This is a genomic window from Streptomyces sp. NPDC051921, assembly GCF_040680975.1.
Taxonomy (GTDB): Bacteria; Actinomycetota; Actinomycetes; order Streptomycetales; family Streptomycetaceae; genus Streptomyces.
Genome location: NZ_JBFAXU010000013.1, coordinates 197,461 through 224,137, shown reverse-complemented (window position 1 = coordinate 224,137; position 26,677 = coordinate 197,461). Strand labels below are relative to the sequence as shown.

Here is a 26,677-nt window from a genome sequence, read left to right as displayed (position 1 = left end):
TGGCCTGCCAGGCGGTTCCGGTGGGGGAGCGGATCGAGGTCACGTACGACTGAGGGGGCGCGTGAAACAGCGCCTCACCCGCGGCCGGGAGTCACAGGCTCAGCTTGAACCCCACGTGGGAGGCCTCGAAGCCGAGCCGTTCGTAGAAGCGATGGGCGTCGGTGCGGGTGACGTCGGAGGTCAGCTGCACCAGTCGGCAGCCCTGCGCCCGGGACTCCTCGACGGCCCACTCGATGAGCTGGGTGCCCAGTCCGCTGCCGCGCTCCTCCGCGTGGACGCGTACGCCCTCGATGATCGAGCGGGTGGTGCCCCGGCGGGAGAGCCCCGGAATGACCGTGAGCTGAAGGGTGCCGACGACCTGGCCCGCGCGCACGGCGACGACCACGTGCTGGTTCGGGTCTCCTGCAAGCCGCTCGAAGGCGGCGACGTACGGGGTCAGGTCGTCCGGGGACTCACGTTGGGCACCCAGCGGGTCGTCGGCGAGCATCGCCACGACGGCGGGCAGGTCGTCCTGCCGGGCGGGCCTGATCTCAAGATCGCTCATGCGGGGCAGGCTACGCCCTGCCCCGTGCCTCAGGCCGGAACGCCGAGACCCTCGACGACCCGCACCAGCGGGGTCAGCTCCGGGTTTGCGGCGGCCTCGTCCAGGGCTTCGCGCAGGGCCCGGGTATTGGTGGGGCGGGCCTCGTCGAGCAGCTTCTGGCCGGCCTCGGTGACATCGGTGTAGATACCGCGCCGGTCGGTGGCGCAGAGGTACCGGGTGAGCAGACCGCGGTCCTCGAGCCGGGTGACGAGCCGGGTGGTCGCGCTCTGGCTGAGCACGACGGCGTCGGCCACCTGCTTCATCTGGAGGTGTCCGCCGGGACCGTCGTGCTGTCGGCTGAGGACGTCGAGGAGGGAGTACTCGCGGACACTCAGACCGTGCTGGGACTCCAGGGCGCGCTCGATGTGCGACTCGATCCTGCCGTGCAGCAGGGAGAGGGCGCACCAGCCCTGGGAGAGCGCCGTCAGGGCGGGGTCCGTCGCGGTCATGGTCTGTCCTCGCTTCCTCGGTCTCCTCGGGCGGAGCGGTTCCCTACCAAGAGTAGAGGATGAGGCGCAAAAGTCCGCGTGTGCAAATACTTGCAGTGGATGCCGGGCGCTCCACGCCGTTGCCTATCCGGCCGCGACGGTGAGGGGTGCGAAGCGCCGGGTCCAGTCGCCCGGCAGCTCGGGCACGGAGCGGACCATGATGCTCGTGGTGGCGATCTGTTCCAAACCGTTCGCCTTGAGCCAGGTCAGCAGCGCGGTGTGGCGGTTGTCGACGTCCGTGCGCAGCGGTCGGTCGCTCGCGGCGGCGAGCGAGCCGACGAGCGCCTGGGCCGTGGCCGGGTCGCGGGCGATCAGCGGGCCGATGACATGGGTGTCCATGTTGGGCCAGAGGGCGGCGAAGCCGGTGATCTCATCGTCCTGCTCGGCGACCCGCAGGTGGTCGGCGAAGGCCGGCAGGCGGGTGAGGAGATGGGTGCGATCGACTCCGAAGATCTCCCGGTCGAGGCGCAGCACGTGCTGGAGGTCCTCAGCGGTCGCCGGGCGGACCCCGCGCTCCGGTGCCGGTTCGGTGCCGGTGAAGTGCCCCCGCAGCATCTCGGAGCGGCCCGTCTCCACGAAACCCAGCTGTTCGTAGAGCGGCTGCCCGTTGCTCGTGGCGTACAGGCTGAGCGGGGTGTCTCCGGACTCGTCGAGGACGTGCCGCATCAGGCGGCGTCCGACCCCTTGGCGGGCGTGCCGCTCGGCGACCAGCACCATGCCGATCGCGCCCAGCCCGGGTCCGTACGACATGACCACGCAGGCCGTGATCAGGCCCTGACCGGAAGGGTCGTCGATGCCGTACCCCGTGCCCGCGGCGAGGAGCAGCCCCCACTTGTGCTCCTCGCGAAGCCATCCCCGGTCCTCGGAGAGATCGGCGCAGGCCTGGAGGTCGTCGGCGGTGAGGCGTCGAATGGGAAGGCGGTCGAGCGGGGTGTGCGAGAGGGGCATGGCGATCAGGCTGTCCGAGAAGGTCGGGTCGCGTCCACCGCTTTACCGGGAGCCGGGACTCGGGTGCGCCGGGCGCTGGTGGATTCCCGCAGGTGACGGCCGCGCCGGGTCAACCCCCAGGGCTTGAGGACCGAGATCGCGGTCATGAAGAGATAGGCGGTCGTCGAGACCACCGGGGCCGCGACGAGGCTGCTGTCCGGGACTCCGGCCGCCGCGGCGTGGGTGATCTCCGGGCGGAGGGCGAAGATCGTCGCGGTGGCGGTGGCCAGGGTCGTCCAGAACTTGATCCAGACCCACCGGTGCCGGGCGAGGCCCCACGGCGTCCCCAGTGAGAGCACCAGGCCACTGCCGAGGGTCACCAGGGCGACCGGGGCCAGGAGCCAGTCCGCGAACACCTTCATGGCCCGGTAGGCCGCCTGGGTGAGGGAGAGGTCCTGAGTCGTGTAGGCGGCGATGCCGAGGGCCAGCAGCCCCAGGCTGAGGCCGAGCCAGGCCACGGAGACCGCCGCATGGACGACGAGGAGTGCCCGCCGCGCGGGCCGCCGGAGATGTTTCACGTGAAACACCGTGCCGAAGCTCCACTCTTGCTGCGTCTGCCCGGGGGAGTAAGCCCGCGTACTAGCCTCGGCGTACATGACGACCCTGAACGGCAGGCGCCGGCTCCACCTCTTCGACCTCGACGGCACGCTGATCCGTGGCTCGGCCGCCGCGGTCGAGATCTCCCGGCAGCTCGGGCTGAGCAAGGAGATCGACGCGCTGGAGCAGGAGTTCCTGCTGCGGGGGCTCACCCCCGACGAGTTCGCGGTGCGGGCCCATGCGCTCTGGTCGAAGCTCACTCCGGAGCAGGTGACGGCCGCCTTCGACGGGGCGCCCTGGCTGGTCGGCATCCGGGAGGTATGGGCGGAGATCCGCGCCGAGGGCAGCCACTGTGCGGTCATCTCCCTGTCACCCGACTTCTTCGTCGAACGGCTCCTGGCCTGGGGCGTGGACGCGGCCCACGGTTCGCGCTGGCCCTCCGTCCCCTTCACCGAGTCGATCCACCGGCCCGGCATCCTCGACGCTTCGGCGAAGGTGAGGATCGCGGGCGAGCTCTGCGCGCGCTTCGGTGTCGAGGCCGGCGACTGCGTGGCGTACGGAGACTCGATGTCCGACGCCGAACTCTTCGCGATCGTGCCGGAGACCGTGGCCGTGAACGCGGACCACCACCTCGTGGACCTGGCCCGGCACCGCTACACGGGCGGCGATCTGCGCGAGGCGTACGCATTGGTCCGAAAGAACGCAGCCTAGTCGTCGGGGCGGGGCGAATCACCGGGAATCCCACTTTCTGCCCAGGACCATCCACGGACTGTCATCCTGCGAACACGGAGGCCGACTGCGGAGAGGCAACGACATGAAGGATGCTCCGGCCGCGGCCACGGATGCGCCGCCCCGAATACCGATGGCCGAACCCCCTCCCGAGCCGTCGGTCTCGACCAGCGCGTGCTCGCCCGACGCGGCTCTGATCCGCCGCACGATGGCGGAGATCGCACCCGTCGCCGACCGGGTGACCTCGTACTTCTACGCCCTGCTCTTCACCCGCCATCCCGAGCTGCGCGCCATGTTCCCGGCCGCCATGGACACCCAGCGCGACCGGCTGCTCAAGGCGCTGCTCACGGCGGCCGAGCACCTGGACAACACGCGCGTGCTCACCGAGTACCTCCAGAACCTCGGGCGCGGGCACCGCAAGTACGGCACGCGGCCCGAGCAGTACCCGGCCGTCGGTGAGGCGCTCATCGGCGCGCTCGTCCGGTACGCGGAGACGACCTGGGACGCGGAGACGGAGGCGGCCTGGGTCCGTACGTACACGACGATCTCGCAGATCATGATCGACGCCGCGGCCGAGAACGAGCAGCAGGGGCCCGCCTGGTGGCAGGCCGAGGTCGTCAGCCACGACCTGCGGACCCCGGACGTCGCCGTGATCACGCTCCGCCCCGACCAGCCGTACCCGTTCCTCGCCGGGCAGTACACGACGCTCGAGACGCCGTGGTGGCCGCGGATATGGCGTCACTACTCCTTCGCCTCCGCGCCCCGGCCGGACGGGCTGCTGAGCCTGCACGTCAAGGCGGTGCCGGCGGGGTGGGTCTCCAACGCCCTGGTCCACCGGGCCCGCCCGGGAGACGTAGTGCGCCTCGGTCCGCCCGCGGGATCGATGACGGTCGACCACTCCACCGACAACGGCCTGCTCTGCCTCGGCGGGGGGACCGGCATCGCGCCGATCAAGGCGTTGGTCGAGGACGTCGCCGAGCACGGTGACCGGCGGCCGGTCGAGGTGTTCTACGGCGCCCGCAGCGGCCATGACCTCTACGACATCGACACGATGATGCGGCTTCAGCAGACCTTCCCCTGGCTCGCGGTGCGCCCGGTCACCGAGGAGGAGGGCCGCCTCCCCGACGCCGTGCGCCGGTACGGCCCCTGGGCCGAGTACGACGCCTATCTGTCGGGACCGCTCGGCATGATCCTCAGCGGGGTCGACGCCCTGAAGGGCGCAGGCATCCCCACCGACCGGATCCGTCACGACTATCTCGGGGATCTCGTTCCCCAGGCCTCCTAGGGGCTCGGACCGGTCCCCCTAGCCGAGGTCGGGGGCGTGCATGGCGCGGACGCCCTCGATGTTGCCGTCCAGGTAGTGGCGCAGCGAGAGCGGGACGAGGTGGACCGCGGCGATCCCGACGCGGCTGAACGGCACGCGGACGATCTCGTACTCGCCGATCGGCTCGTCGACCTCGGGGCCGTGGCGCAGCGAGAGGTCCATCGAGGCGAGGCGGCAGACGAAGAAGTGCTGCACCTTCACCCCGGACACCCCGCCGTCGACGATGTGCTCGACGGTGTCGACGAAGCAGGGGACCACATCGCTGATCTTGGCGCCGAGCTCCTCGTCCACCTCGCGGTGAAGGGCCTCGACGACGGTCGCGTCGGTGGCCTCGACCCCGCCGCCGGGGGTCACCCAGTAGGGATCCATTCCGGGCTTGCTGCGCTTGATGAGGATCAGGTCGTCCCCGTCGAGCAGGATGGCGCGTGCGGTGCGCTTGACCACAGGTCGTTCGGTCATGGGAAGAAAATGGCCCGCCCCCGCTGTCCTGAAACGCCCGGTGTCCTGAAACTCACCAGTCCCCCGCGGCCCGCAGGAGCCACTCGTGGGCCCGCGCGAGGTGCGGCAGGGCGAGCGTGCCGGTGCGGACGACGAGGAAGTAGGTGCGCAGCGGCGGCACCGGAGGGTCGAGCAGCGCCACGAGCCGTCCCCGCTCCAGGTCCTCCTCGCAGAGATAGCGCGGCAGCACGGCGAGGCCCGCTCCGGAGGCGGCTGACTCCCGGACGGCTCGCAGATCCGGGGCGATCACGGTGGCCGCCGCGGCCGGCTTGGACTCGAAGACGGCGGCCCAGTAGCGGGAGACGAACGGCAGGGACTCGTGCACCTCGACCACCGGGAGCTGTTCCAGGACGACCGCGCCGTCGCGCAGCACCTCGGGGGAGAGCCGGGCGGCCCAGCGGGGGGCGGCGACCAGGACGTGCTCCTCGTCGCAGAGCGGGGTGGCGGTGAACAGTCCGCCGCGGGGCCGGGCGGTCGCGACGGCCAGGTCCTGGTGGCCCGCGGCGAGCCCGTCGAAGGTCTCCTGGGCGTCGCCGAGAAGGGAGGCGCGGACCGCGAGGCCCTGGGCGACCAGGGGGGTCAGGGCCGGCAGCACCCGGGCGGAGGTGAACTCGGGCGGCCCGGCGACGTGCAGGGTGCGCACCCCGGCCTGCTCGTCCAGGCCGGTGCCGGCGATTTCGACGAGCGCGTCGAGATGCGGCGCGGCGCGGTGGGCGAGCTCGTCGCCGATGGTGGTGGGGGTGACTCCGCGGGCCCGTCGGAGGAAGAGGGGCCGGCCCAGTTGGCGTTCCAGGGTGCGGATCTGACTCGTGACCGCCGGCTGGGAGAGGCCGAGGAGCGCGGCGGCGCGGGTGAAGGAGCCGGCTCGGTGCACCGTGACGAACGTGCGCAGCAGGGTCAGATCCATGTCCGCCCCTCCCGGCCCGCGTCGGACGGGCCGTTCGACTCAGGCGGGTCCGCGGACGGCGCCTCAGGACCGTCCAACTATAAATAAGTCGATAGGTCGCTGTCGCTACCGTGATTGGACACTGACGTAGAGTCAATTAGCCTTGTTCGGGCGGTTGTCCGCCGAGGAATCCGCAGGGGGAGAAGGGCGTTCCGAGCCACGAGGGGGGAGGCTCGGAACGCCCCTTTCCGGGGCCGCACCGCCTATCCCGCGGCCTTGGCCGCCTCGTCCAGGGACCTCAGGACGTCCGCGATCAGGTCCTCGGGGTCCTCCGCGCCCACCGAGAAGCGCACGAAGCCCTCGGGCACCGCGTCCCCGCCCCAGCGTCCGCGGCGCTCGGCCGTGGACCGCACGCCGCCGAAGCTGGTCGCGTCGTCGACCAGGCGGAGCGCGTCGAGGAAGCGGTCGGCCCACACCCGGTCCGGCAGCACGAAGGAGACGACGGAACCGAAGCGCCGCATCTGACGGGCGGCCACCTCGTGCGAGGGGTCGCCGGGCAGCCCGGGGTAGCGCAGCCCGGTCACGTCCCCGTGCGCGGCCAGCGCCTCGGCGAGGAGGAGCGCGGTGGCGCACTGCCGGTCGATCCGCAACTGCAGCGTGGCCAGGGAGCGGTGGGCGAGCCAGGCCTCCATCGGACCCGGGATCGCGCCGACGATCTTGCGCCAGCGTCGTACCTCGGCGGCCCGCTCCGGATCACGGCAGCTGACGTGCCCGAGCAGGATGTCACCGTGCCCGGTCATGCCCTTGGTGTCGCTGGCCACGGAGAAGTCGGCGCCGAGCTGGAGCGGCCGCTGGCCGAGAGGCGTGGCCAGGGTGTTGTCCACCGCGACGAGCGCCCCGGCCTCGTGGGCCGCGGCCACCACGCGGCGCACGTCGCACACGTCGAGCCCCGGATTGGACGGGGTCTCCAGCCACAGCAGCTTCGCCCCGGCGAGCACGGACAGCTGGGCGTCCCCGCCGGTCGGGGCGGTGCGCACCTCGATGCCGTACGCCCGCATCTGCTCGTGCAGCAGCGGCAGCGCCTGGTAGCCGTCATCGGGGAGGACGACGGCGTCGCCGGCCTTGAGCTGGGAGAGCAGCACGGCGGAGACGGCGGCCATGCCGGAGGCGAAGACCAGCGTCTCGACGCCGTTCGCCCCCGGTGCCTCCAACGTGCTGATGGCGCTTTCCAGATGGGTCCAGGTGGGGTTCTCGTCGCGGCCGTAGGTGTACGGGCCGGTCGGGTCACCGGGCAGGTGGAAGTGGGCCGCGAAGACCGGCCCGGGCAGCGTGGGCTCGTACTTCACGGGCTCGGGGAGGCCGGCCCGCACCGCCCGCGTACCGTCACCGATTCCGGCGCTCCCCCCGTTCCCCGTGATCTCCCCGTTCCCCGTGATCTCCCTGTTTCCCATGCTCCCTTCGTTTCCCGTGCTCCCCCCGTTCCCCTTCTCACCGGATCCTTCGGGTCCGCGGCCTTCGATCCCGCTCATGACGTCCGTTCCCCGATCTCCTCGCTCACGGCGGCGAGCAGTCCCTCGCTCGCCGCCTCCACCATTTCCAGGCACTCCTCGAAGCCCTCGCGATCGCCGTAGTAGGGGTCGGGAACGTCGAGGTCGGTGCCCGCCCCGGGGTCGTACGAGCGCAGCAGCCGTATCTTCGCGGCGTCCTCGGGTGTGGGCGCGAGCCGCCGCAGCTCCCGGGCGTGGCCCTCGTCGAGGGCTATCACCAGGTCGAGTGCCGGGAACCAGGAGGCGCGGAACTGCCGAGCGGTGTGCTCCGACGTGTATCCGTGGGCGTCGAGGACGGCGACCGTGCGCGGGTCGGCGCCGTGCCCCTCGTGCCAGCCTCCGGTGCCGGCGCTGTCCACCTCCACCGCGCCGGCCAGGCCGGCCTCGGACACGCGGGCGCGGAAGACGTGCTCGGCCATGGGCGAGCGGCAGATGTTGCCCGTGCAGACGAAACAGACGCGGTAGGTCATGGCCGCCTCAGTCGTTGTCGGGGAGCACGATGTTCAGCGCCCACGAGACGACGGAGATGATCAGGCCGCCGAGCACGGCGGTCCAGAAGCCCTCCACGTGGAAGCTGAGGTCGAGCACGTCGGCCAGCCAGGACGTCAGGAGCAGCATGAGCGCGTTGACGACCAGGGTGATCAGACCGAGCGTGAGGACGAAGAGCGGGAACGTGAGCAGCTTCACGATCGGCTTCACCAGGAAGTTCACCAGGCCGAAGACCAGAGCGACCAGGATGAGGGTCCAGGCCTTCTTGGCGGTGCTGTCCCCGGTCAACGTGATGTCCTGCAGCAGCCAGATGGCCACTCCGAGAGCGCCCGCGTTGGCGAGCGTCTTGACGACGAAATTCTTCATGTGTCAGATCGTGGCAGACATGATCCGGCCAAGGCAGGGGCGTACGAACGATGAAGGCATTCCGACTGGACGAGCTGGAGGCGGAGCGGGCGGCCAACGACGGCGCCTATCTGCAGTTCCTGCGTGAGCGGAACATGTCGGTGGGCCTGTACGCGCTGGACGCGGGGCAGCTCGATCCGCAGCGGCCGCACGGCCAGGACGAGGTCTACTTCGTGGTGAGCGGCCGGGCGTCGATCACCGTGGGGGACGAGACGACCCAGGTGGCGCGGGGCAGCGTGGTCTACGTGCCGGCAGGGGTGCCGCACCGGTTCCACCACATCACCGAGGACCTGCGGGTGATGGTGGTCTTCTCGCCGCCGGAGGGCTGAGGTCGCGCCGCCCCGGACCTGAGGTGGCGCCGCCCGAGGCTGAGGCGCGGCCGCCCCCGGGGCTGAGGCGGGGCCGCTCGGAGGGCTGACGCCGCGCGGGCGGCTCGGGGCCGTGGGGCCGGGTCCCTTAGGGGGCGGATCAGGGAAGAGGGAGGGCCGCGAGGCCCCCGTTCGCTCGGTGTCCGCCCCTAGCATCGAAGGTGTCCGGCGCAGGGAGCGCCGACGGACCTTCGGGCTCGGTCTTCGGAGATGAGGTAAGCGCAATGGCGGTGAAGGAGATTCTCGCGGGGATGCCGTGGTGGGTGAAGTGGATCGCCATACCCGTCATCGCCCTGGTCGTCTTCGGCGGTCTGATCACCAGCGTCCTGACCTTCGTGATCGGTCTGCTGTTCAAGCTGCTCGTGTTCGTGGCGCTCGTCGGTGGTCTGATCTACGTGGTTCGCAAGTTCACGTCCTCGTCGTCCTCGCGCGAGGACTGGTAGGACGCGGACGCCGGAGCCACCGGGCCCCCGGTGGCGCCTGCCGGCAGCGCAAGTTACCCGCCGGTATGCCGCTGCTGTCGGCCATTAGCCCGGCCGAGGGAACGCGCAGGTGGAAACCCCGTGGGCCCGCAGAGGCTGCCCTTAGAGTGGAAATCTCTGCCGCCCCGGGAGCCGCAGGCGTCGACCTTTCCCGTCGGTCCCAGGCCGCGGCGGGCGCGCGGGGGCGGCCCCCGCGGGCGAGTGCGACGCACTCGTCGACTCGCCTGGGGGTGACCTTTGGCCACTGCTTCTCAGCCCGCTGCTCCTACCCTGATCGGCTCGGTGCAACGGGCCCTGAGACTGCTGGAGGCCGTCGGCTCCCACGAGGACGGGGCCCCCGCCAAACAGCTCGCGCGCGAGGCGGGCCTTCCGCTTCCCACCGCGTACCACCTGCTCCGCACCCTGACGCACGAGGGCTATCTGCGCCGCGAGAAGGGTGTGTTCGTCTTCGGCGACGCCGCCGGTCGGCTGGTCGGCGGCGGAGTTCTGCAGAATCGTCGCACCAAGGTCGAGGACTCTCTCGCCCACTGGCGGGACTCCATCGGTGTCCCCGTCTACTTCGCGATCTACCGCGAGGGCGAGATCGAGCTCGTCGCCGTCGCCGACACCCCCGCGGCCCCCGCCGTCGAGGAATGGGCGGACTTCCGGGAGACCGGGCACGCGCACGCCATCGGGCAGTGCCTGCTGAGTCAACTGGATCTGAAGAGTCGTCAAGACCACCTCGACCGACATCCGGTGGACGCCATCACGCCATATACGGTGCGTAATCGACGTTCCCTTTTGGACCGTTTGGGCGGTATGGGGCGAATGGAGCCCCTGGTGGAACGTCAGGAATATGCGCTCGGCACGGTCTGCGCCGCAATCCCCCTCACCGCCGGGTCGACCGCGGCCGCCATGGCGATTTCCCTCCCCCTTCACCAGGAAGAACGGTTGCTGCCGGCGATCGCGCGGCTACAGAACGAGATCGGAAAGCTCTTCAGCTCACTCGCGTTCTCTATCAGTATCTGAAAAATCACTCCTTGTGATCTGCTAGTGCGTACAGCACGATTGCGTCAAGAGGGCCATGGGGGATCATTCCTGGCCGTTTCAACCACAGCTTTTTCGGCAGCGTGTTTACACAACTGCTCATCTACTGCGGGGTACATGATGCGAGAGACGGTTCAGGCCGAGGTCCTGATGAGCTTCCTCGTCTCCGAGGAGCTCTCCTTCAGGATCCCGGTGGAACTGCGATACGAGACCCGCGATCCCTATGCGGTGCGGATGACCTTCCACCTCCCCGGAGACGCCCCGGTGACCTGGGCGTTCGGGCGGGAGCTGCTGCTCGACGGGATCAACCGTCCCAGCGGCGACGGTGACGTCCACATCGCCCCGACCGACCCCGAGGGGCTGTCCGACGTGATGATCCGGCTTCAGGTCGGGGGCGACCGCGCCCTGTTCCGGGCGAGCGCGCCGCCGCTGGTCGCCTTCCTCGACCGTACGGACAAGCTCGTCCCGCTCGGTCAGGAACAGACACTGGGCGACTTCGAGGACAGCCTGGAGGCAGCGCTCGGACGCATCCTGGCGGAGGAGAACGCCGGCTGAGCCCGCGTCACCCGCTCGCTCGACCGCGCGTCACTTGGCCCGTCGGCGGCGTCCGCCCCTGCTCGGGCGCTGCTGCCCGGCCTCCGGCCGGTCGGCCGAGACCACCAGCGCCGCGAGACCGGTGGTGACCGGCACCGAGGCGACCAGACCGATCGAGCCGATCAGCGTGCGGACGATCTCCTCCGCGACGAGTTCGCTGTTGGCCACCGTCCCCACGCTGCTCTGCGCGATCGAGAAGAGCAGCATCAGCGGAAGCGCCGCACCGGCGTACGCGAGGACCAGGGTGTTCACCACCGAGGCGATGTGGTCGCGGCCGATCCGGATGCCGGCCCGGTAGAGCGCCCGCGGCCCCATCGTCGGATCGGCCTGGTGCAGCTCCCACACCGCCGAGGTCTGGGTGACGGTCACGTCGTCGAGCACACCGAGCGAACCGATGATGACTCCGGCGAGCAGCAGACCGGACATGTCGATCCCCGGAAAGAGTCCGTGGATGAGACCGGTGTTGTCGTCGGTGTTGCCGCTGAGTGCGGCCCAGCCGATGAAGAACGAGCCGAGCAGCCCGATCAACAGCAGCGACACCAGCGTGCCGAGCACGGCCACCGACGTGCGGGCCGAGAGTCCGTGACACAGGTAGAGCGCGATCAGCATGATCGCGCTCGCGCCGACGATGGCGACCACCAGCGGATTCGATCCCTGGATGATCGCCGGCAGGATGAAGAAGGACAGCACGAGGAAGCTCGCGGCGAGCGCGATCAGCGCCATCACGCCGCGCATCCGGCCGACGACGACGACCGCCAGCGCGAAGATGCCCGCGAGCACGAAGAGCGGCACCTTCCGGTCCACGTCGGTGACCGAGTACTGCAGGTCGCGCGGGGCGTCGGGGGCGTACGCGACCACCACGCCCTGCCCCTCGTGCAGCTGCCTCGGCGCGTCCGGCTGCACGATCTCGGTGAAGGTACGGCCCTTCTCCGGCCCGCTGGTGACCATGACGGTCGCCTTCGCGCACTGCCCCTGCTGCCCGTTGACCGCCTCGCGACCCTCCGGGGTGGAGGTGTCGCCGGTCGGCGGCACCTGGGCGGCGTTCACGTCCTTGCAGTCGATGTGCGCGACGGCGGTGACCTTGCCCTGCTCGGTCTGGCGGTCGAAGCCGACGCCCGTCCGCTGGTGCGCCGGGGTGCTGCCCGGCCACAGCACCAGCAGCCCGACGGCCACAGCGGTCGCGAAGGGGATGAGGACCGCGGCGATGACCTTCCGCAGATGCCGGGAGACCGGCGCCGCGGGCCCGTGGCTGTGCGCGTGACCGTGTCCGTGGCCGCCGCCCCCGCTCCCGTGGCCCGGGCCGCCGGGCCCGTCCCCGTGGCCCTGACCAGGCCCGTGGGCATGCCCGTGGTCGTGCGGTTCGTGGGGCTGATGCGTCGAAGTCACCGACCGATCATCGCAAGAACAGTCGGGGGCCCACTGTTCAGCACGGCCGACATGACGCTAGCGTGGTGGCACCTTTGCACACGCGGGAGCTCGGAGCACCGGGCTGAGAGGGCGCTGATCACCGTACACACGTACTGACGTACGTACGGGAGGAGGCTGCGCCGACCGCCGAACCTGTTACCGGGTAATGCCGGCGTAGGGAGATTCGGTCTCATGACCATTCAGGATGCACGCACGCCTGCCTCCGACCAGACGGACGGCCGGAACGGCCAGGGCGAGCGCACGCCGGGCTGGCACAAGGGATACGTCGAGGGCTCCCGCCCCGACCTCCGGGTGCCCGTCCGTCAGGTGCACCTCACCAACGGCAAGGACGTGACGCTGTACGACACGTCCGGCCCGTACACCGACCCCACCATCGACACCGACGTCCGGCGTGGCCTGCCGCCCCTGCGCGAGAACTGGATCATCGCGCGTGGCGACACGGAGGAGTACCCGGGCCGTCCCGTCCGCCCCGAGGACGACGGCATCAAGCACACCTCGCCGCGCGGCGGTGGGCTGAGGAACCTCGACGCGGTGTTCCCGGGCCGCCCGCGGCTGCCCCGTCGTGGCCGCGACGGCCAGGCCGTCACGCAGCTCGCGTACGCCCGGCGTGGCGAGATCACGCCGGAGATGGAGTACGTCGCGATCCGCGAGAACGTCTCCCCCGAGGTCGTGCGGGAGGAGATCGCGGCCGGCCGCGCCGTGCTCCCGGCCAACGTCAACCACCCCGAGATCGAGCCGATGATCATCGGCAAGCGGTTCCTGGTGAAGGTCAACGCCAACATCGGCAACTCCGCGGTCACCTCCTCCATCGAGGAGGAGGTGGAGAAGATGACCTGGGCGACCAAGTGGGGCGCCGACACGGTCATGGACCTCTCCACCGGCCGCAACATCCACACCACCCGCGAGTGGGTGCTCCGCAACTCCCCCGTGCCGATCGGCACCGTGCCGCTCTACCAGGCCCTGGAGAAGGTCGACGGCAAGGCGGAGGAGCTGACCTGGGAGATCTACAAGGACACGGTCATCGAGCAGGCCGAGCAGGGCGTCGACTACATGACGGTGCACGCCGGCGTGCTGCTGCCGTACGTGCCGCTGACCGCCCGCCGCAAGACCGGCATCGTCTCGCGCGGCGGCTCGATCATGGCCGCCTGGTGCCTCGCGCACCACAAGGAGAACTTCCTCTACACGAACTTCGAGGAGCTCTGCGAGATCCTCGCGGCGTACGACGTCACGTACTCGCTCGGCGACGGCCTGCGGCCCGGCTCGATCGCGGACGCCAACGACGCGGCGCAGTTCGCCGAGCTGAAGACCCTCGGCGAGCTCAACACGATCGCCAAGCGCCACAACGTGCAGACGATGATCGAGGGCCCGGGCCACGTCCCGATGCACAAGATCAAGGAGAACATCGACCTCCAGCAGGAGATCTGCGAGGAGGCGCCGTTCTACACGCTCGGCCCGCTGACCACGGACGTCGCCCCGGCGTACGACCACATCACCTCGGGCATCGGCGCGGCGATGATCGCCTGGTGGGGCACGGCGATGCTCTGCTACGTCACGCCCAAGGAGCACCTGGGCCTGCCGAACAAGGACGACGTCAAGACCGGCGTGATCACCTACAAGATCGCGGCCCACGCGGCGGACCTGGCCAAGGGCCACCCGGGCGCGCAGGAGTGGGACGACGCGCTGTCCGACGCGCGGTTCGAGTTCCGCTGGGAGGACCAGTTCAACCTGGCGATGGACCCGGACACGGCTCGTGAGTTCCACGACGAGACGCTGCCGGCGGAGCCCGCGAAGACGGCCCACTTCTGCTCGATGTGCGGCCCGAAGTTCTGCTCGATGAAGATCTCGCAGGACATCCGCCGCGAGCACGGCGGTGACCTGAAGGCGGACGAGATCGAGGCGGGCATGGCCGCGAAGTCGGCCGAGTTCGCCGCGTCCGGCAACCGGGTCTACCTGCCGATGGCCGACTGACCCCGGTCCGCTGAGCGGCAACGGCCGCCTGCCGACCGGCACCGGCCCGCTGACCGGCACCGGCCCGCGACCCTCGGGGGAGTCGCGGGCCGGTGCCCTCGGGGGAGTCCGGCGGTCACTCGGGCCTGGGCTCGGGCTTCCCGAAGTCCGGGCCCGTGAAGTCGGGGCGCGTGTACTCCGGGCCCGTGAAGTCCGGGCTGGTGAAGTCGGGGCTCGTGTAGGTCGGGCGTGGCGCCGGAGCGCCCTCGTTGGGGCTGGTGAAGTCCGGGCCGCTGTACCCGACCTTCGGTATGCGGCGGGCCGGGGGCGGCGTCGGCCGCTCACCCGGCGGCGGTACGGCGAGGGCGTCGCGGAGGAAGGGCAGGACCCCGCGCTCCAGGAGCGCCTGGCGCCAGGCCGCCCGGGCGCGCGACAACTCGTCGTCGGGGTCCGGGGCGTGGACCTCCGTCGCGCTGTTGCGCAGGGCGGTGACCAGCAGCCCGGCGGCGGCGCAGAGCAGACCGGCCGCGCCGAGGGCGCCGAAGAACAGGCCCGCGGTGAGCAGTGTGTCGGCGAAGGCGGGCGCCGGGTCCAGCATCTTCAGGACCGCGCCGACCAGCAGGAAGATCACGGCCGCGGTGCCCGCGAGCAGCGGGGCGAGGACGGTGACGACGGCGACCACGCCCGCGCCGGCCGCGGCGCCGCCCTCGACCGGCACGTCGGCCGTACCGCTCGCCAGGGAGCTGCCCGCCGAGCGGATCTGCTCACGGAGCTGCTCGCGGACCTTCACGAAGTGGTCGTACTCGACCGCGGCCGCGGTCGTGATCAGGGCCGTCGCGTTCAGTGCCATCGCGCGCAGCTGGGCGGTCGTGAGCCTGGTCCCGACCTCGGCGAGATCCGGACGTTCGTGCGCGGTGCGCAGTGCGTCGTCGAGGACCCGCTCGAACTCGGCGCGATCCTCGGTCAGCAGGTGCGGAGCCACGTTCATGTGCATCCCCCGATGCTCCGTAAGGGCCGGAACCGGCCGTGGGGAACGGCAGGTCGGGCGGAAACGGAGGAGAGCCTGCTACGGATGAGCCGATGGTATTGCGGTTACGGCACGCGGTGACAGGGTGTTTCGGGAAATCGCCTTCCCCGGATGCGGAGGGTTAATGCGTCAGGCGGGCAGCGGGAGTTGAACGACCAGCAGCTTTCCGGCCATGGTCACTCCGCCGTCCATCGCGATGGCGAGCCCGTCCGCGTAGACGTGCGGGCCGTCCACGACCGGGCGCTCGCCCTCCTCGCCGTCCTCGGTGCCGACCTGGCCGAGAAGGTACGGGATGGGGCTGTGGCCGTGCACGATCCGGCGTCCGCCGTACGTGCCGAGCAGCTCCTGGACCGCCTGCGGCCCGGCGGCCTCGTCGCGGAAGGCGAAGCGCTTGGTGAACTTCCGGAAGAGGTCCCAGACCTCGTCCGCGTCGTTCCGCGTGAGGATCTCGTGGACCTTGTCGTTGACGTCCTCGATGGTCTGGCCGTACTCCAGATACGCGGTGGTGTCGGAGTGCAGCAGCAGGTGCCCGTCCTCCTCCACCACGGCGTCGAGCCGGGACATCCACTGGAGGTGCACGTCCTGGAGGCGGTCCATGTCGTGCTTCTGGCCGCCGTTGAGCAGCCAGGCGGCCTGGAAGGTGGCGGTGCCGGCGCCGGAGCTCACCGGCGTGTCGCCGAACCGCTTGGCGCCGATGAGCAGCAGCTCGTGATTGCCCATCAGGGCCTTGCAGTAACCGCCGGCGGCGGCGGCCTCGGCGGACAGGCGCATCACGAGGTCGATCACGCCGATGCCGTCGGGGCCGCGGTCGGTGAAGTCGCCGAGGAACCACAGGCGGGCGTTGCCGGCGGACCAGCTGCCCTGCTCGTCGATGAGGCCCTGGGCGTGGAGGGCGGCGAGCAGCTCGTCCAGATAGCCGTGGACGTCGCCGACGACGAAGAGCGGGCCGGGGCCGTCCGGGTTCGCGGGGACCGGCTGGGGCGCGGGCGTGACCTGCACCTGGACGGTGTCACCCCGGTTGATGACCGGCAGGTCGCGCTCGGTCGGGGTGTAGCCCTCGGGCGGCTCGTCGGTGGGGTAGGCGTTGCCGGGGTGTCCGACGGAGCCCAGGTGGATCGTGGCGTCGGCCGGGACCGGCGTGGCCGCCGGGGCAGGAGAGGCGGGTGGCGACGACGGAGCCGGTGGGACCGACGGAGCCGGTGGGGCCGACTGGGCCGGTGGGGCCGACGGGGCGGCGCTGGGGAACGGGTCGACCGAGTGGCTCTGAACGGGCACCCGGGCGTACGGAGGTACGCGGAAGTCACGCAACGTCGCCGTGCGCACCACGGGTTCCTGTCCGGCCCCCTGTGTCATCGACCCCTCCACCACCGTCGCGATGCCCTGCACATCGCGGACCGTCCTGGTCGTGGAGGTCCGCGGTGCCGTCCGCCCATCATAGGAATGAGGGTCCTCCTGTGTGACGCACCAGGGGTGGTGAATCCGGGTCCACTCCGGGTTCACCGGTTGTTTCGCCCGAATTGGGAAGGTCCAGGCCAGGGGCGGGGCCGGGTCGCCCGCAGGTTTACGCCCGTCCCGTGCCCGTCCCGTCCCCGGCGCGCGGCCTCCTCCTGCCCGGCGCGCGCCCCGATCCCGCGCGCGCCTTCCCCCGATCCGGGGCGCGTCGCCTCCCCGCCCGTCGGTATCAGTCCTTCGAGGGAGACCTCGGCGGGCTCACCGTCGTCCGCGGCGACCGGCGCTGCGAAGAGGTGCGGACGATCAGTTCCGTCGGTATCACCTGCTCGACCGGGCCGTCCGTCTCGATCCCCTCGATGGCGTCGATGAGGAGCTGGACGACGGCGGTGCCGATCCGGCGCGGCTTGAGCGAGAGCGTCGTGATGGGCGGCTCGGTGTTGGCGTAGACGGTCGACTCGCTGCAGCACACCAGCAGCAGGTCGTCCGGTACGCGCAGCCCGTAGCGGCGGGCCGCCGCGAGCAGGTCGGTGCCGTTGGGGTCGAAGAGCCCGTACACGGCGTCGGGGCGGTCCGGGCGGGCGAGCAGCCGGTCGGCCGCGACGGCGCCCGCGCACGGGTCGTGCGCCGGGTAGGCCTCGTAGACGGGGTCCTGGCCCACCCGCTCGCACCAGTTGAGGTACGCGGTGGTGGAGAGCCGGGTGTAGGTGTCGGTGGTGGTGCCGGTGAGCAGGCCGATCCGGCGGGCGCCGGCGGCCGCGAGGTGGTCGAGCAGGTCGAGGACGGCCGCCTCGTGGTCGTTGTCGACCCAGGCGGTGACGGGCAGGGTGCCGGCGGGGCGCCCGTCGGAGACGACGGGGAGTCCCTGGCGGACGAGTTCGGTGACGACGGGGTCGTGGTCGGAGGGGTCGATGACGACGGTGCCGTCCAGGGCGACGTTCGACCAGACGTCGTGACGGGAGGTGGCGGGCAGGATGACGAGGGCGTAGCCGCGGGCGAGCGCGGCCGAGGTGGCGGCTCTTGCCATCTCCGCGAAATACGCGAATTCGGTGAAGGTGAAAGGTTCATCCCCGTACGTCGTCACGGTCAGGCCGATGAGTCCCGACTTGCCCGTACGGAGCGTGCGGGCCGCTGCGGACGGGCGGTAGCCCAGCCGGTCTGCGACCTCGCGGACGTGACGGCGGGTGGCGTCCGGGAGCCGGCCCTTGCCGTTGAGCGCGTCGGAGACAGTCGTGATCGAGACTCCGGCGGCGGCGGCCACGTCCCGGATGCCCGCCCGGCCCTGCCGGCTTCCCCGGGTCTGTGCCCGGCTCACCTGGTGCTTCCCTGCTGCTGTCATGGCGAGCCGATAGTAGGGCGAGGGAGGTGGGTCGAGCCGGTCGCATATGCAGGCATGGGCGGGCACGTTTCTGCATGATCGTTAAGTGTCAATGGCCTGGGAAAACAAGGAAGTTCAGGTCAGCGGCATGGGACCAGGAGTCCCAGGTGCCCATGCACCTGGCAAGAGGGCGAGGTCTCGAAGAGGTCTCAACTCACCTCTACGGGCGATGCGCGCCACGGCGCTCGCCACCGGCGCACGCCACCCTCGTGAGCGCCCCCTCGTGGAGCGACCGGCTGTGGTCCGGGCGCCGGTCGGGTGTCGGGTCAGGTTTCGGTCAGGTGGTGGGTCGGGTGTCGTTCGGGCCTCGCCCCGTGGTCCACGGCTCCGGACGCCGTTGCCGCTCTGTTGTCCACAGGCCATTCGCAGAGGAGGCGAATCCTCATAAGGTGAGGAGTATTGGTGGTACGGATCGTCGAGGAGGACACACTGTGAGCGAGACCAGCGGGAGCCCGAAGCTGCGCGCCGAGCTGGACGGCATCCCCACCTACAAGCCGGGCAAGCCGGCCGCCGCGGGCGGGCCGGTCGCCTTCAAGCTCTCCTCCAACGAGAACCCGTATCCGCCGCTGCCGGGCGTGATGGAGAGCGCGCTGGCCGCCGCCGCGAACTTCAACCGCTACCCGGACATGGCGTGCACGGGCCTGATGGAGGAGCTCGCCGACCGCTTCGGCGTGCCCGTCACGCACCTGGCGACCGGCACCGGCTCGGTCGGCGTGGCGCAGTCGCTGGTGCAGTCGACCGCGGGGCCCGGCGACGAGGTGATGTTCGCCTGGCGCTCCTTCGAGGCGTACCCGATCATCACGCAGATCAGCGGGGCGACGGCGGTGCAGGTGCCGCTGACCGAGGGCGACGTGCACGACCTCGACGCGATGGCCGCGGCGATCACCGACCGAACCCGGCTGATCTTCGTCTGCAACCCCAACAACCCCACGGGCACCGCGGTGCGCCGTGCGGAGCTGGAGCGCTTCCTGGACCGGGTGCCCTCCGACATCCTGGTGGTGATCGACGAGGCCTACCGGGAGTTCGTCCGCGACACCGAGATCCCGGACGGCATCGAGCTCTACCGTGACCGGCCGAACGTGGCGGTGCTGCGGACCTTCTCCAAGGCGTACGGGCTCGCCGGCTTGCGGGTGGGCTTCGCGGTCGCCCACGAGCCGGTGGCGGCGGCGCTGCGCAAGACGGCGGTGCCGTTCGGGGTGAGCCAGCTCGCGCAGGACGCGGCGGTGGCCTCGCTGCGGGCGGAGGACGAGCTGCTCGGGCGGGTCGGCTCGCTGGTGGCGGAGCGCGAGCGGGTCCATGCGGGGCTCGTGGCCCAGGGCTGGACCGTGCCGGACACCCAGGCGAACTTCGTCTGGCTGCGGCTCGGCGAGCGGACCATGGACTTCGCGGCGGAGTGCGAGCGGCACGGCGTCGTGGTGCGGCCGTTCGCGGGCGAGGGCGTGCGCGTCACGATCGGTGAGTGCGAGGCGAACGACCTGTTCCTGAAGGCGGCGGAGGGCTTCCGCAAGGACGCGTAGTCCGTCAGGTCGGTCCGCTCAGTCGACGAGTTCCACGCGGATCGGGTCCCCGTCCCTGACGGTGGCCAGGATCCGCGGGTCCCCGTCCAGCGCGCCCAGGATGTTGCAGGGGCTCGCGAGCCGCGGTTCGTCGCCGCGCGAGATCGGCGTGGGGCCGTAGGGGAGGGCGAGTGCGTCCCCCTCGGTCCAGAAGGCCACCGTGCCCGGTGCGACGACCTGACGGGCGTCGGCTTCGAGCGGCACGGAGACCGGAGTGTCGAAGTAGACCTCCTCACCCCAGGTCCGGGCGGTGGAGGAGATCGGGAGAACCCCCGCGAGCGCCTTGCTCGTGGGGGTTTCGTCCATGGTGGCCATGGTGTGGCCGGCGGGCCAGGAGATGCGTATCCGAAGGGTCATGGCCCGGATTCAACAATATGTTGAAGGTCTTGGGAAGGGGTGACCTTCGGTAGGGGGACCCCGACCGAAGGTACGGATTTCGTATGAGCCATAATGCTTGTGAATGTGAACGCGTTCACAAGCGTGTCCCTGTTCCTCCCTGGATGGGTGGGATTAAAGGGGCAAACTGCCGACGTGACCACGCGATGTAAGGAGAAGACGTCGTGGACCTAGCTCTTGCGCCGGAGACATTGGCGCGCTGGCAGTTCGGCATCACCACCGTCTACCACTTCCTCTTCGTCCCCCTGACGATCTCCCTCGCGGCCCTCACCGCCGGTCTCCAGACGGCCTGGGTACGCACCGAGAAGGAGAAGTACCTCAGGGCGACGAAGTTCTGGGGCAAGCTCTTCCTGATCAACATCGCGATGGGCGTCGTCACCGGCATCGTGCAGGAGTTCCAGTTCGGCATGAACTGGTCGGACTACTCCCGCTTCGTCGGCGACATCTTCGGCGCCCCGCTCGCCTTCGAAGCGCTGATCGCCTTCTTCTTCGAGTCCACCTTCATCGGGCTGTGGATCTTCGGCTGGGACAAGCTCCCGAAGAAGATCCACCTCGCGTGCATCTGGATGGTCTCGATCGGCACCATCCTGTCCGCATACTTCATCCTCGCGGCCAACTCCTGGATGCAGCACCCGGTCGGCTACAAGATCAACGCCGAGCGCGGACGGGCCGAGCTCACCGACTTCTGGCTGGTGCTCACCCAGAACACCGCGCTCAACCAGTTCTTCCACACCATGACCGCGGCCTTCCTGGTCGGCGGTGCCTTCATGGTCGGCATCTCGGCCTTCCACCTGGCCCGCAAGCGCCACGTCGCCGTGATGCGGACCTCGCTCCGGCTCGGCCTGATCACCCTGATCATCGCCGGCCTCGGCACCGCGATCAGCGGCGACCTGCTCGGCAAGGTCATGTTCAAGCAGCAGCCCATGAAGATGGCCGCGGCAGAGGCGCTCTGGGACGGCGAAGCACCCGCCCCCTTCTCGGTCTTCGCCTACGGCGACGTCGAGAAGGGCCACAACACCGTGGCCATAGAGATCCCCGGACTGTTGTCCTTCCTCGCGAACGACGACTTCGACTCGTACGTGCCGGGCATCAACGACGTCAACAAGGCGGAGCAGGAGAAGTACGGCCCCGGTGACTACCGGCCGAACATCCCCGTCGCCTACTGGGGCTTCCGCTGGATGATCGGCTTCGGCATGGCCTCGCTGGCCATCGGAGTCGTGGGCCTGTGGCTGACCCGGAAGAAGTTCATGCTGGCGCCCGGGCTGCGGACCGGTGAGGACGAGGTGCCGAACCTGGTCCTCTTCCGGAAGAAGGCGCTCAGTCCCCGCCTGGGCAGGTGGTACTGGATCGTCGCCCTGTGGACCATGGCCTTCCCGCTGATCGCCAACTCCTGGGGCTGGATCTTCACCGAGATGGGCCGTCAGCCGTGGGTCGTCTACGGCGTGCTGCGCACCCGTGACGCGGTCTCCCCCGGGACCTCCCAGGGCGAGGTGCTCACTTCGATGATCATCTTCACCCTCCTGTACGCCGTCCTCGCCGTGATCGAGGTGAAGCTGCTCGTGAAGTACGTGAAGGCCGGCCCGCCCGAGCTCACCGAGGACGACCTCAATCCGCCCACCAAGATCGGCGGGGATCGCGACGCCGACCGGCCCATGGCCTTCTCGTACTGAGGCTGAGGAGATCGAGGCATGGAACTCCACGACGTCTGGTTCGTACTCATCGCCGTCCTGTGGATCGGCTACTTCTTCCTGGAGGGATTCGACTTCGGGGTCGGTGTCCTCACCAAGCTGCTCGCCCGAGGTCGGACCGAGAGGCGTGTGCTCATCAACACGATCGGTCCCGTCTGGGACGGCAACGAGGTGTGGCTGCTCACCGCGGGCGGCGCGACCTTCGCCGCCTTCCCCGAGTGGTACGCGACGCTGTTCTCCGGCTTCTACCTGCCGCTGCTGATCATCCTGGTGTGCCTGATCATCCGCGGTGTCGCCTTCGAGTACCGGGTGAAGCGGCCCGAGGAGAACTGGCAGCGCAACTGGGAGCAGGCCATCTTCTGGACCTCTCTCGTCCCCGCGTTCCTGTGGGGCGTGGCCTTCGGCAACATCGTCCGCGGGGTGAAGATCGACGCGGACATGGAGTACGTCGGCACCTTCTGGGACCTGCTCAACCCCTACGCCCTGCTCGGCGGACTGGTCACGCTCACCCTCTTCACCTTCCACGGCGCGGTCTTCGCGGCGCTCAAGACCGTCGGGGACATCCGCACCCGGGCCCGGGCGCTCGCGCTGAAGCTGGGCCTCGTCACGGCGGTGCTCGCGCTCGCCTTCCTCATCTGGACCCAGGCGGACAAGGGCGACGGCTGGAGCCTGCTCGCGATGCTGATCGCGGTCGTGTCCCTGGTCGGGGCGATCGGCGCGGTCCGGATCGGGCGCGAGGGCTGGTCGTTCGCGCTGTCGGGCGTCACCATCGCCGCCGCGGTGGCGATGCTGTTCCTGACGCTCTTCCCGAACGTCATGCCGTCTTCGCTCGACCCCGCGTGGAGCCTTACGGTGACCAACGCGTCGTCGAGCCCGTACACACTCAAGATCATGACGTGGTGCGCGGCGATCGCGACCCCGCTGGTGCTGCTCTACCAGAGCTGGACCTACTGGGTGTTCCGCAAGCGGATCGGCACGCAGCACATCGCCGACGCGGCTCACTAGGACGCGGCTCACTCGCCGGGCTCACCAGCCGGCCCTCTGCCAGGGGAGCATGTTTCACGTGAAACCGATCGATCCGCGGCTCATGCGGTACGCCCGGGCCACCCGCTTCTTCCTCATGGCGGTGGTCGTCCTCGGCCTCGTCGGGGCGGCCCTGATCGTCGCCCAGGCGATGCTCATCGCCGAGGTGGTGGTGGGGGCCTTCCAGAAGGGCCTGACGGTTTCCGGGCTCACCACGCCCCTGCTGCTGCTCGCCGGAGTGGCGGCGGGGCGGGGGCTCGTCTCCTGGCTCACCGAGCTCGCCGCGCACCGGGCGAGCGCGGCGGTCAAGTCCGAACTGCGCGGCCGGCTGCTGGAACGGGCCGCGGGGCTCGGGCCGGGGTGGCTCAGCGGACAGAAGGCCGGTTCGCTGGCCGCGCTCGCGACCCGGGGTGTGGACGCTCTGGACGACTACTTCGCCCGCTATCTGCCCCAGCTGGGGCTCGCGGTCGTGGTGCCGGTGGCGGTGCTCGCCCGGATCGTCACGGAGGACTGGGTCTCGGCCGCGGTCATCGTGGTGACGCTGCCGCTCATCCCGGTCTTCATGATCCTGATCGGCTGGTACACCCAGGCCCGGATGGACCGTCAGTGGAAGCTGCTCTCCCGGCTCTCGGGCCACTTCCTCGACGTCGTCGCCGGGCTTCCCACGCTCAAGGTCTTCGGCCGCGCCAAGGCCCAGGCCGAGAACATCCGGTCGATCACCGCCGAGTACCGGCGGGCGACCATGCGGACGCTGCGGATCGCGTTCCTCTCCTCCTTCGCCCTGGAGCTCCTGTCGACCCTGTCGGTCGCGCTGGTCGCGGTCGGCATCGGCATGCGGCTCGTCCACGGCAGCCTCGACCTCTACACGGGGCTCGTCATCCTGGTCCTGGCCCCCGAGGCGTACCTGCCGCTGCGGCAGGTCGGGACGCAGTACCACGCGGCGGCGGAGGGGCTCGCCGCCGCCGAGGAGATCTTCGAGGTCCTGGAAGCGCCGTTGCCGGCCGGCGGTACGGGGCCGGTGCCCGCGTCCCTGCGCCTCGACCTCGACCGCGTGACGGTACGGCACCCCGGCCGCGCCGAACCCGCGCTGGACGCCGCCACGCTCACCGTCGAACCCGGCGAGACGGTGGCCCTGGTCGGACCGAGCGGCGTCGGCAAGTCCACGCTGCTCGACGTGGTGCTCGGCTTCGTGACCCCCGAGGAGGGCGGATCGGTCCGCGTCGGCGGCGTGGACCTCGCGTCGCTCGACCCGGAGCAGTGGCGCTCCCGGATCGCCTGGGTGCCGCAGCACCCCTACCTCTTCGCCGGCACGATCGCCGAGAACGTGCGCCTGGCCCGCCCCGACGCCTCCGAGGAAGCGGTGCGACAGGCCCTCCGGGACGCGGGCGCGGACGACTTCGTCTCCGAACTCCCCGACGGTGTCGGCACCGTCCTCGGCGAGGACGGTGCCGGTCTCTCCGCCGGTCAGCGCCAACGCCTCGCCCTGGCCCGCGCCTTCCTGGCCGACCGCCCGCTCCTCCTCCTGGACGAGCCCACCGCCGCTCTGGACGGCGAGACGGAGGCCGCGGTCGTCGCCGCCGTGCGTCGCCTCGCCGCCGGCCGCACGGTCCTGCTGGTCGTCCACCGCCCGGCGCTGCTCGCGGTCGCGGACCGGGTCGTGCGGCTGGCTCCGGCGGAGCGCGCGGACGAGGCCGCCGACCTGCCGCAGGCGGTCGGGGGGCGTCCGCAGGTGGCCGGACTGCCGGCCGACGGGACGCCCCTGCCGACATCGTCCGCGGAGGCGACCGCCCGCGCGGGCACGGGCGTGGCGGCCGGAGCCGACGGAGCGGACGACGGAGCGGTGGCGGGCGACGGGGAACCGGCCGCCGGGTCGGGCGCCGCCGGGCCGTCGGCGACGGACACCGTGACGCGGGGCGGGGACGTTCCGGGGGATCCGGAAGCGGCCGCCGGGGATCTCGGACGCGGGGGCGGCCCGGACGGGTCTCCCCGGTCCGTCTTCCGGCGCGTGCGGGCCATGGCCGGGCAGCTCAAGGGGCGGATGGGGCTCGCCCTGTTGCTCGGCAGCCTCGCGCTGGGGTCGGCCGTGGGGCTCATGGGCGTGTCCGGGTGGCTCATCTCGCGGGCCTCCGAACAGCCGCCCGTGCTCTATCTGATGGTCGCCGTCACCGCCACCCGCGCCTTCGGCATCGGGCGGGCCGTGTTCCGGTACGCCGAGCGGCTGGTCTCGCACGACGCCGTGCTGCGGATGCTGGCCGACCTGCGCGTCGCCGTCTACCGGCGCCTGGAGCGGATCGCGCCCGCCGGACTGCGCCGCACCCGACGCGGTGACCTGCTCGCGCGGCTCGTGCAGGACGTCGACGCACTTCAGGACTACTGGCTGCGCTGGCTGCTGCCCGCGGGGGCCGCCGCCCTCGTGGGCGCCGGGGCTGTGGGGTTCACCGCGTGGCTGCTGCCCGAGGCCGGGGCCGTGCTCGCCGCGGGGCTCGTACTCGCCGGGGTCGTCGTGCCGCTGGCCGGCGGCGCTCTCGCCCGGCGGGCGGAGCGGCAGCTCGCCCCCGCGCGCGGCGCGCTCACCACCACCGTCGTCGACCTGCTGCGCGGCTGCGCCGAACTGACCGTGGCCGGCGCCCTGAAGGACCGCTTCGGACGAGCCGCTGCGGCCGACCGCACCCTCACGTCGATCGCCTCGCGGCAGTCCGCCGCGACCGGGCTCGGCGCCGGGCTCTCGGCGCTCGTCTGCGGCCTCACGGTCGCGGCCGCCGCGCTCGTGGGCGTGCAGGGCGTGCGGGACGGGCGTTTGGACGGCGTCGCGCTCGCGGTCGTCGTGCTGACCCCGCTCGCCGCCTTCGAGGCCGTCACCGCACTGCCGCTCGCCGTCCAGTACCGCCAGCGCGTCCGGCGCAGCGCCGAGCGGGTCCTCGACGTGCTCGACGCGCCCGCCCCCGTGCACGAGCCGGCCACGCCCGGCACTCCCCCGGTGAGCCCGTTCCCGCTGGAGCTCACCGGACTCTCGGCGCGGTACACCGGTCAGGAGCGGCCCGCCCTGGCGGACTTCGGGCTGACCTTGGCGGCCGGGCGCCGGGTCGCCGTGGTCGGCGCGTCCGGCTCCGGCAAGACGACCCTGGCGCAGGTGCTGCTGCGCTTCCTGGACGCCGAGTCCGGCACGTACCTGCTCGGCGGCGTGCCCGCCGAGGAGCTCGACGGGGACGACGTCCGCGGCTTCGTCGGCCTGTGCGCGCAGGACGCCCATCTCTTCGACAGCACCCTGCGGGAGAACCTCCGCCTCGCCCGGACCGGCGCGAGCGACACCGAGCTGCGCGAGGCACTGCGCCGCGCCCGGCTCCTGGACTGGGTGGACGCGCTCCCCGACGGCCTCGACACTCTCGTGGGGGAGCACGGCTCGCGGCTCTCCGGAGGCCAGCGGCAGCGCCTGGCGCTCGCCCGGGCGTTCCTCGCCGACTTCCCCGTCCTGGTCCTCGACGAGCCGGCCGAGCACCTGGACCTGGTCACCGCCGACGCGCTCACCGACGATCTGCTGCGGGCCACCGAGGGCCGGACCACCGTTCTGATCACCCACCGTCTGCACGGTCTCGACGCCGTCGACGAGGTCGTGGTCCTGGACCGGGGCAGGACCGTCCAGCGCGGCACGTTCGCGGAGCTCGCGGCCGCCGACGGGCCGCTGCGGAGGATGTTGGAGCAGGAGCGGGAGAGCGACCTGCTGCTCACGAGTACGGAGACGACCGCCGGAGCCGCTGTCTCCGCCCGCCCCGCGCTCACCGAGGCCCCTTGTCTCCCGACCCCTCGCCCGACTTTTCTCGCCAAATAGGACTTACTAGGCTCAT

General features: G+C 71.0%; 25 protein-coding genes and 1 riboswitch. Of the genes, 11 read left to right on the top strand and 14 right to left on the bottom strand.

The window, feature by feature from the left end; genetic code table 11:
* Positions 1-91: 91 nt before the first annotated feature.
* The 4 genes from AB0M16_RS19480 to AB0M16_RS19465 all read right to left on the bottom strand — a co-directional run bounded on the left by AB0M16_RS19480 (position 92) and on the right by AB0M16_RS19465 (position 2,576).
* Positions 92-544 (bottom strand): GNAT family N-acetyltransferase, encoded by a 453-nt coding sequence (locus AB0M16_RS19480; protein WP_365344399.1) that lies wholly within the window; start codon positions 542-544, stop codon positions 92-94.
* Between the two features lie 29 nt (positions 545-573).
* Positions 574-1,032, bottom strand: coding sequence for a MarR family transcriptional regulator (locus AB0M16_RS19475; RefSeq protein WP_365344397.1), 459 nt, complete (start codon positions 1,030-1,032; stop codon positions 574-576).
* A 123-nt stretch (positions 1,033-1,155) separates the two neighbouring features.
* Entirely contained in the window at positions 1,156-2,019 is an 864-nt protein-coding gene (locus AB0M16_RS19470; protein ID WP_365344395.1) for a GNAT family N-acetyltransferase, read from the bottom strand.
* 5 nt (positions 2,020-2,024) lie between these two features.
* Positions 2,025-2,576 carry a DUF2269 domain-containing protein gene (locus AB0M16_RS19465; RefSeq protein ID WP_365344393.1) on the bottom strand — a complete coding sequence of 184 codons (552 nt, stop codon included), beginning with the start codon at positions 2,574-2,576 and terminating at the stop codon, positions 2,025-2,027.
* Between the two features lie 76 nt (positions 2,577-2,652).
* On the opposite strand from AB0M16_RS19465, the gene AB0M16_RS19460 reads away from it, so the two are divergent.
* On the top strand, positions 2,653-3,306 hold the full coding sequence (locus AB0M16_RS19460; protein ID WP_365344391.1) for an HAD-IB family phosphatase: 654 nt from the start codon (positions 2,653-2,655) through the stop codon (positions 3,304-3,306).
* Positions 3,307-3,457: 151 nt separating this feature from the next.
* Positions 3,458-4,609, top strand: a complete 1,152-nt coding sequence (locus AB0M16_RS19455) for a globin domain-containing protein (RefSeq protein WP_365344389.1) — start codon at positions 3,458-3,460, stop codon at positions 4,607-4,609.
* A gap of 18 nt (positions 4,610-4,627) precedes the next feature.
* Here the strand turns inward: AB0M16_RS19455 and AB0M16_RS19450 are convergent, their stop codons facing one another.
* From AB0M16_RS19450 to AB0M16_RS19430, 5 genes are all read right to left on the bottom strand, one after another.
* Complete coding sequence (locus tag AB0M16_RS19450) at positions 4,628-5,107, bottom strand: NUDIX hydrolase (protein WP_365344387.1); 480 nt, start codon at positions 5,105-5,107, stop codon at positions 4,628-4,630.
* A gap of 52 nt (positions 5,108-5,159) precedes the next feature.
* Positions 5,160-6,053 carry a LysR family transcriptional regulator gene (locus AB0M16_RS19445; RefSeq protein WP_365344385.1) on the bottom strand — a complete coding sequence of 298 codons (894 nt, stop codon included), beginning with the start codon at positions 6,051-6,053 and terminating at the stop codon, positions 5,160-5,162.
* Between the two features lie 242 nt (positions 6,054-6,295).
* On the bottom strand, positions 6,296-7,483 hold the full coding sequence (locus AB0M16_RS19440; protein WP_365344383.1) for a cystathionine gamma-lyase: 1,188 nt from the start codon (positions 7,481-7,483) through the stop codon (positions 6,296-6,298).
* A 74-nt stretch (positions 7,484-7,557) separates the two neighbouring features.
* Complete coding sequence (locus AB0M16_RS19435) at positions 7,558-8,049, bottom strand: low molecular weight protein-tyrosine-phosphatase (protein ID WP_365344381.1); 492 nt, start codon at positions 8,047-8,049, stop codon at positions 7,558-7,560.
* A 7-nt stretch (positions 8,050-8,056) separates the two neighbouring features.
* The gene (locus tag AB0M16_RS19430) at positions 8,057-8,434 is read right to left on the bottom strand and encodes a phage holin family protein (RefSeq protein ID WP_365344379.1); all 378 of its coding nucleotides are present in this window, start codon (positions 8,432-8,434) and stop codon (positions 8,057-8,059) included.
* Between the two features lie 50 nt (positions 8,435-8,484).
* On the opposite strand from AB0M16_RS19430, the gene AB0M16_RS19425 reads away from it, so the two are divergent.
* The 4 genes from AB0M16_RS19425 to AB0M16_RS19410 all read left to right on the top strand — a co-directional run bounded on the left by AB0M16_RS19425 (position 8,485) and on the right by AB0M16_RS19410 (position 10,904).
* Complete coding sequence (locus tag AB0M16_RS19425) at positions 8,485-8,802, top strand: cupin domain-containing protein (protein WP_365344377.1); 318 nt, start codon at positions 8,485-8,487, stop codon at positions 8,800-8,802.
* A gap of 269 nt (positions 8,803-9,071) precedes the next feature.
* Positions 9,072-9,284 carry a DUF5326 family protein gene (locus AB0M16_RS19420; RefSeq protein ID WP_365344421.1) on the top strand — a complete coding sequence of 71 codons (213 nt, stop codon included), beginning with the start codon at positions 9,072-9,074 and terminating at the stop codon, positions 9,282-9,284.
* A gap of 276 nt (positions 9,285-9,560) precedes the next feature.
* The gene (locus AB0M16_RS19415; RefSeq protein WP_365344375.1) at positions 9,561-10,331 is read left to right on the top strand and encodes a helix-turn-helix domain-containing protein; all 771 of its coding nucleotides are present in this window, start codon (positions 9,561-9,563) and stop codon (positions 10,329-10,331) included.
* A 138-nt stretch (positions 10,332-10,469) separates the two neighbouring features.
* Positions 10,470-10,904, top strand: coding sequence for an SsgA family sporulation/cell division regulator (locus AB0M16_RS19410; RefSeq protein ID WP_365344419.1), 435 nt, complete (start codon positions 10,470-10,472; stop codon positions 10,902-10,904).
* Positions 10,905-10,934: 30 nt separating this feature from the next.
* Here the strand turns inward: AB0M16_RS19410 and AB0M16_RS19405 are convergent, their stop codons facing one another.
* Positions 10,935-12,329, bottom strand: coding sequence for a YibE/F family protein (locus AB0M16_RS19405; RefSeq protein WP_365344372.1), 1,395 nt, complete (start codon positions 12,327-12,329; stop codon positions 10,935-10,937).
* 72 nt (positions 12,330-12,401) lie between these two features.
* A riboswitch (TPP riboswitch) is annotated at positions 12,402-12,548 on the top strand.
* On the opposite strand from AB0M16_RS19405, the gene thiC reads away from it, so the two are divergent.
* Positions 12,543-14,339: a phosphomethylpyrimidine synthase ThiC gene (thiC, locus tag AB0M16_RS19400; protein ID WP_365344370.1), complete on the top strand. Its 1,797-nt coding sequence runs from the start codon at positions 12,543-12,545 to the stop codon at positions 14,337-14,339. It overlaps the preceding riboswitch by 6 nt.
* 115 nt (positions 14,340-14,454) lie before the next feature.
* Here the strand turns inward: thiC and AB0M16_RS19395 are convergent, their stop codons facing one another.
* The 3 genes from AB0M16_RS19395 to AB0M16_RS19385 form a co-directional block, all read right to left on the bottom strand.
* Positions 14,455-15,312: a hypothetical protein gene (locus AB0M16_RS19395; protein WP_365344368.1), complete on the bottom strand. Its 858-nt coding sequence runs from the start codon at positions 15,310-15,312 to the stop codon at positions 14,455-14,457.
* 162 nt (positions 15,313-15,474) lie between these two features.
* The gene (locus AB0M16_RS19390) at positions 15,475-16,713 is read right to left on the bottom strand and encodes a metallophosphoesterase (RefSeq protein WP_365344417.1); all 1,239 of its coding nucleotides are present in this window, start codon (positions 16,711-16,713) and stop codon (positions 15,475-15,477) included.
* A 313-nt stretch (positions 16,714-17,026) separates the two neighbouring features.
* Positions 17,027-18,133: a LacI family DNA-binding transcriptional regulator gene (locus tag AB0M16_RS19385; RefSeq protein WP_046908646.1), complete on the bottom strand. Its 1,107-nt coding sequence runs from the start codon at positions 18,131-18,133 to the stop codon at positions 17,027-17,029.
* 470 nt (positions 18,134-18,603) lie between these two features.
* Here AB0M16_RS19385 and hisC point away from each other — a divergent pair, with 470 nt between their 5' ends.
* On the top strand, positions 18,604-19,689 hold the full coding sequence (gene hisC, locus AB0M16_RS19380) for a histidinol-phosphate transaminase (RefSeq protein ID WP_365344365.1): 1,086 nt from the start codon (positions 18,604-18,606) through the stop codon (positions 19,687-19,689).
* A gap of 18 nt (positions 19,690-19,707) precedes the next feature.
* Here the strand turns inward: hisC and AB0M16_RS19375 are convergent, their stop codons facing one another.
* A complete protein-coding gene (locus AB0M16_RS19375) occupies positions 19,708-20,085 on the bottom strand; it encodes a cyclophilin-like fold protein (protein WP_365344363.1) in 378 nt (125 codons plus the stop codon).
* Positions 20,086-20,288: 203 nt separating this feature from the next.
* On the opposite strand from AB0M16_RS19375, the gene AB0M16_RS19370 reads away from it, so the two are divergent.
* Genes AB0M16_RS19370 through cydD form a run of 3 tightly spaced genes read left to right on the top strand, consistent with a single transcriptional unit; the run spans position 20,289 to position 26,661 of the window.
* Positions 20,289-21,794, top strand: a complete 1,506-nt coding sequence (locus tag AB0M16_RS19370; RefSeq protein WP_365344361.1) for a cytochrome ubiquinol oxidase subunit I — start codon at positions 20,289-20,291, stop codon at positions 21,792-21,794.
* Positions 21,795-21,812: 18 nt separating this feature from the next.
* A complete protein-coding gene (gene cydB, locus AB0M16_RS19365; protein WP_365344358.1) occupies positions 21,813-22,817 on the top strand; it encodes a cytochrome d ubiquinol oxidase subunit II in 1,005 nt (334 codons plus the stop codon).
* A 58-nt stretch (positions 22,818-22,875) separates the two neighbouring features.
* A complete protein-coding gene (gene cydD, locus AB0M16_RS19360) occupies positions 22,876-26,661 on the top strand; it encodes a thiol reductant ABC exporter subunit CydD (RefSeq protein ID WP_365344356.1) in 3,786 nt (1,261 codons plus the stop codon).
* The last annotated feature ends 16 nt before the right edge of the window (positions 26,662-26,677 follow it).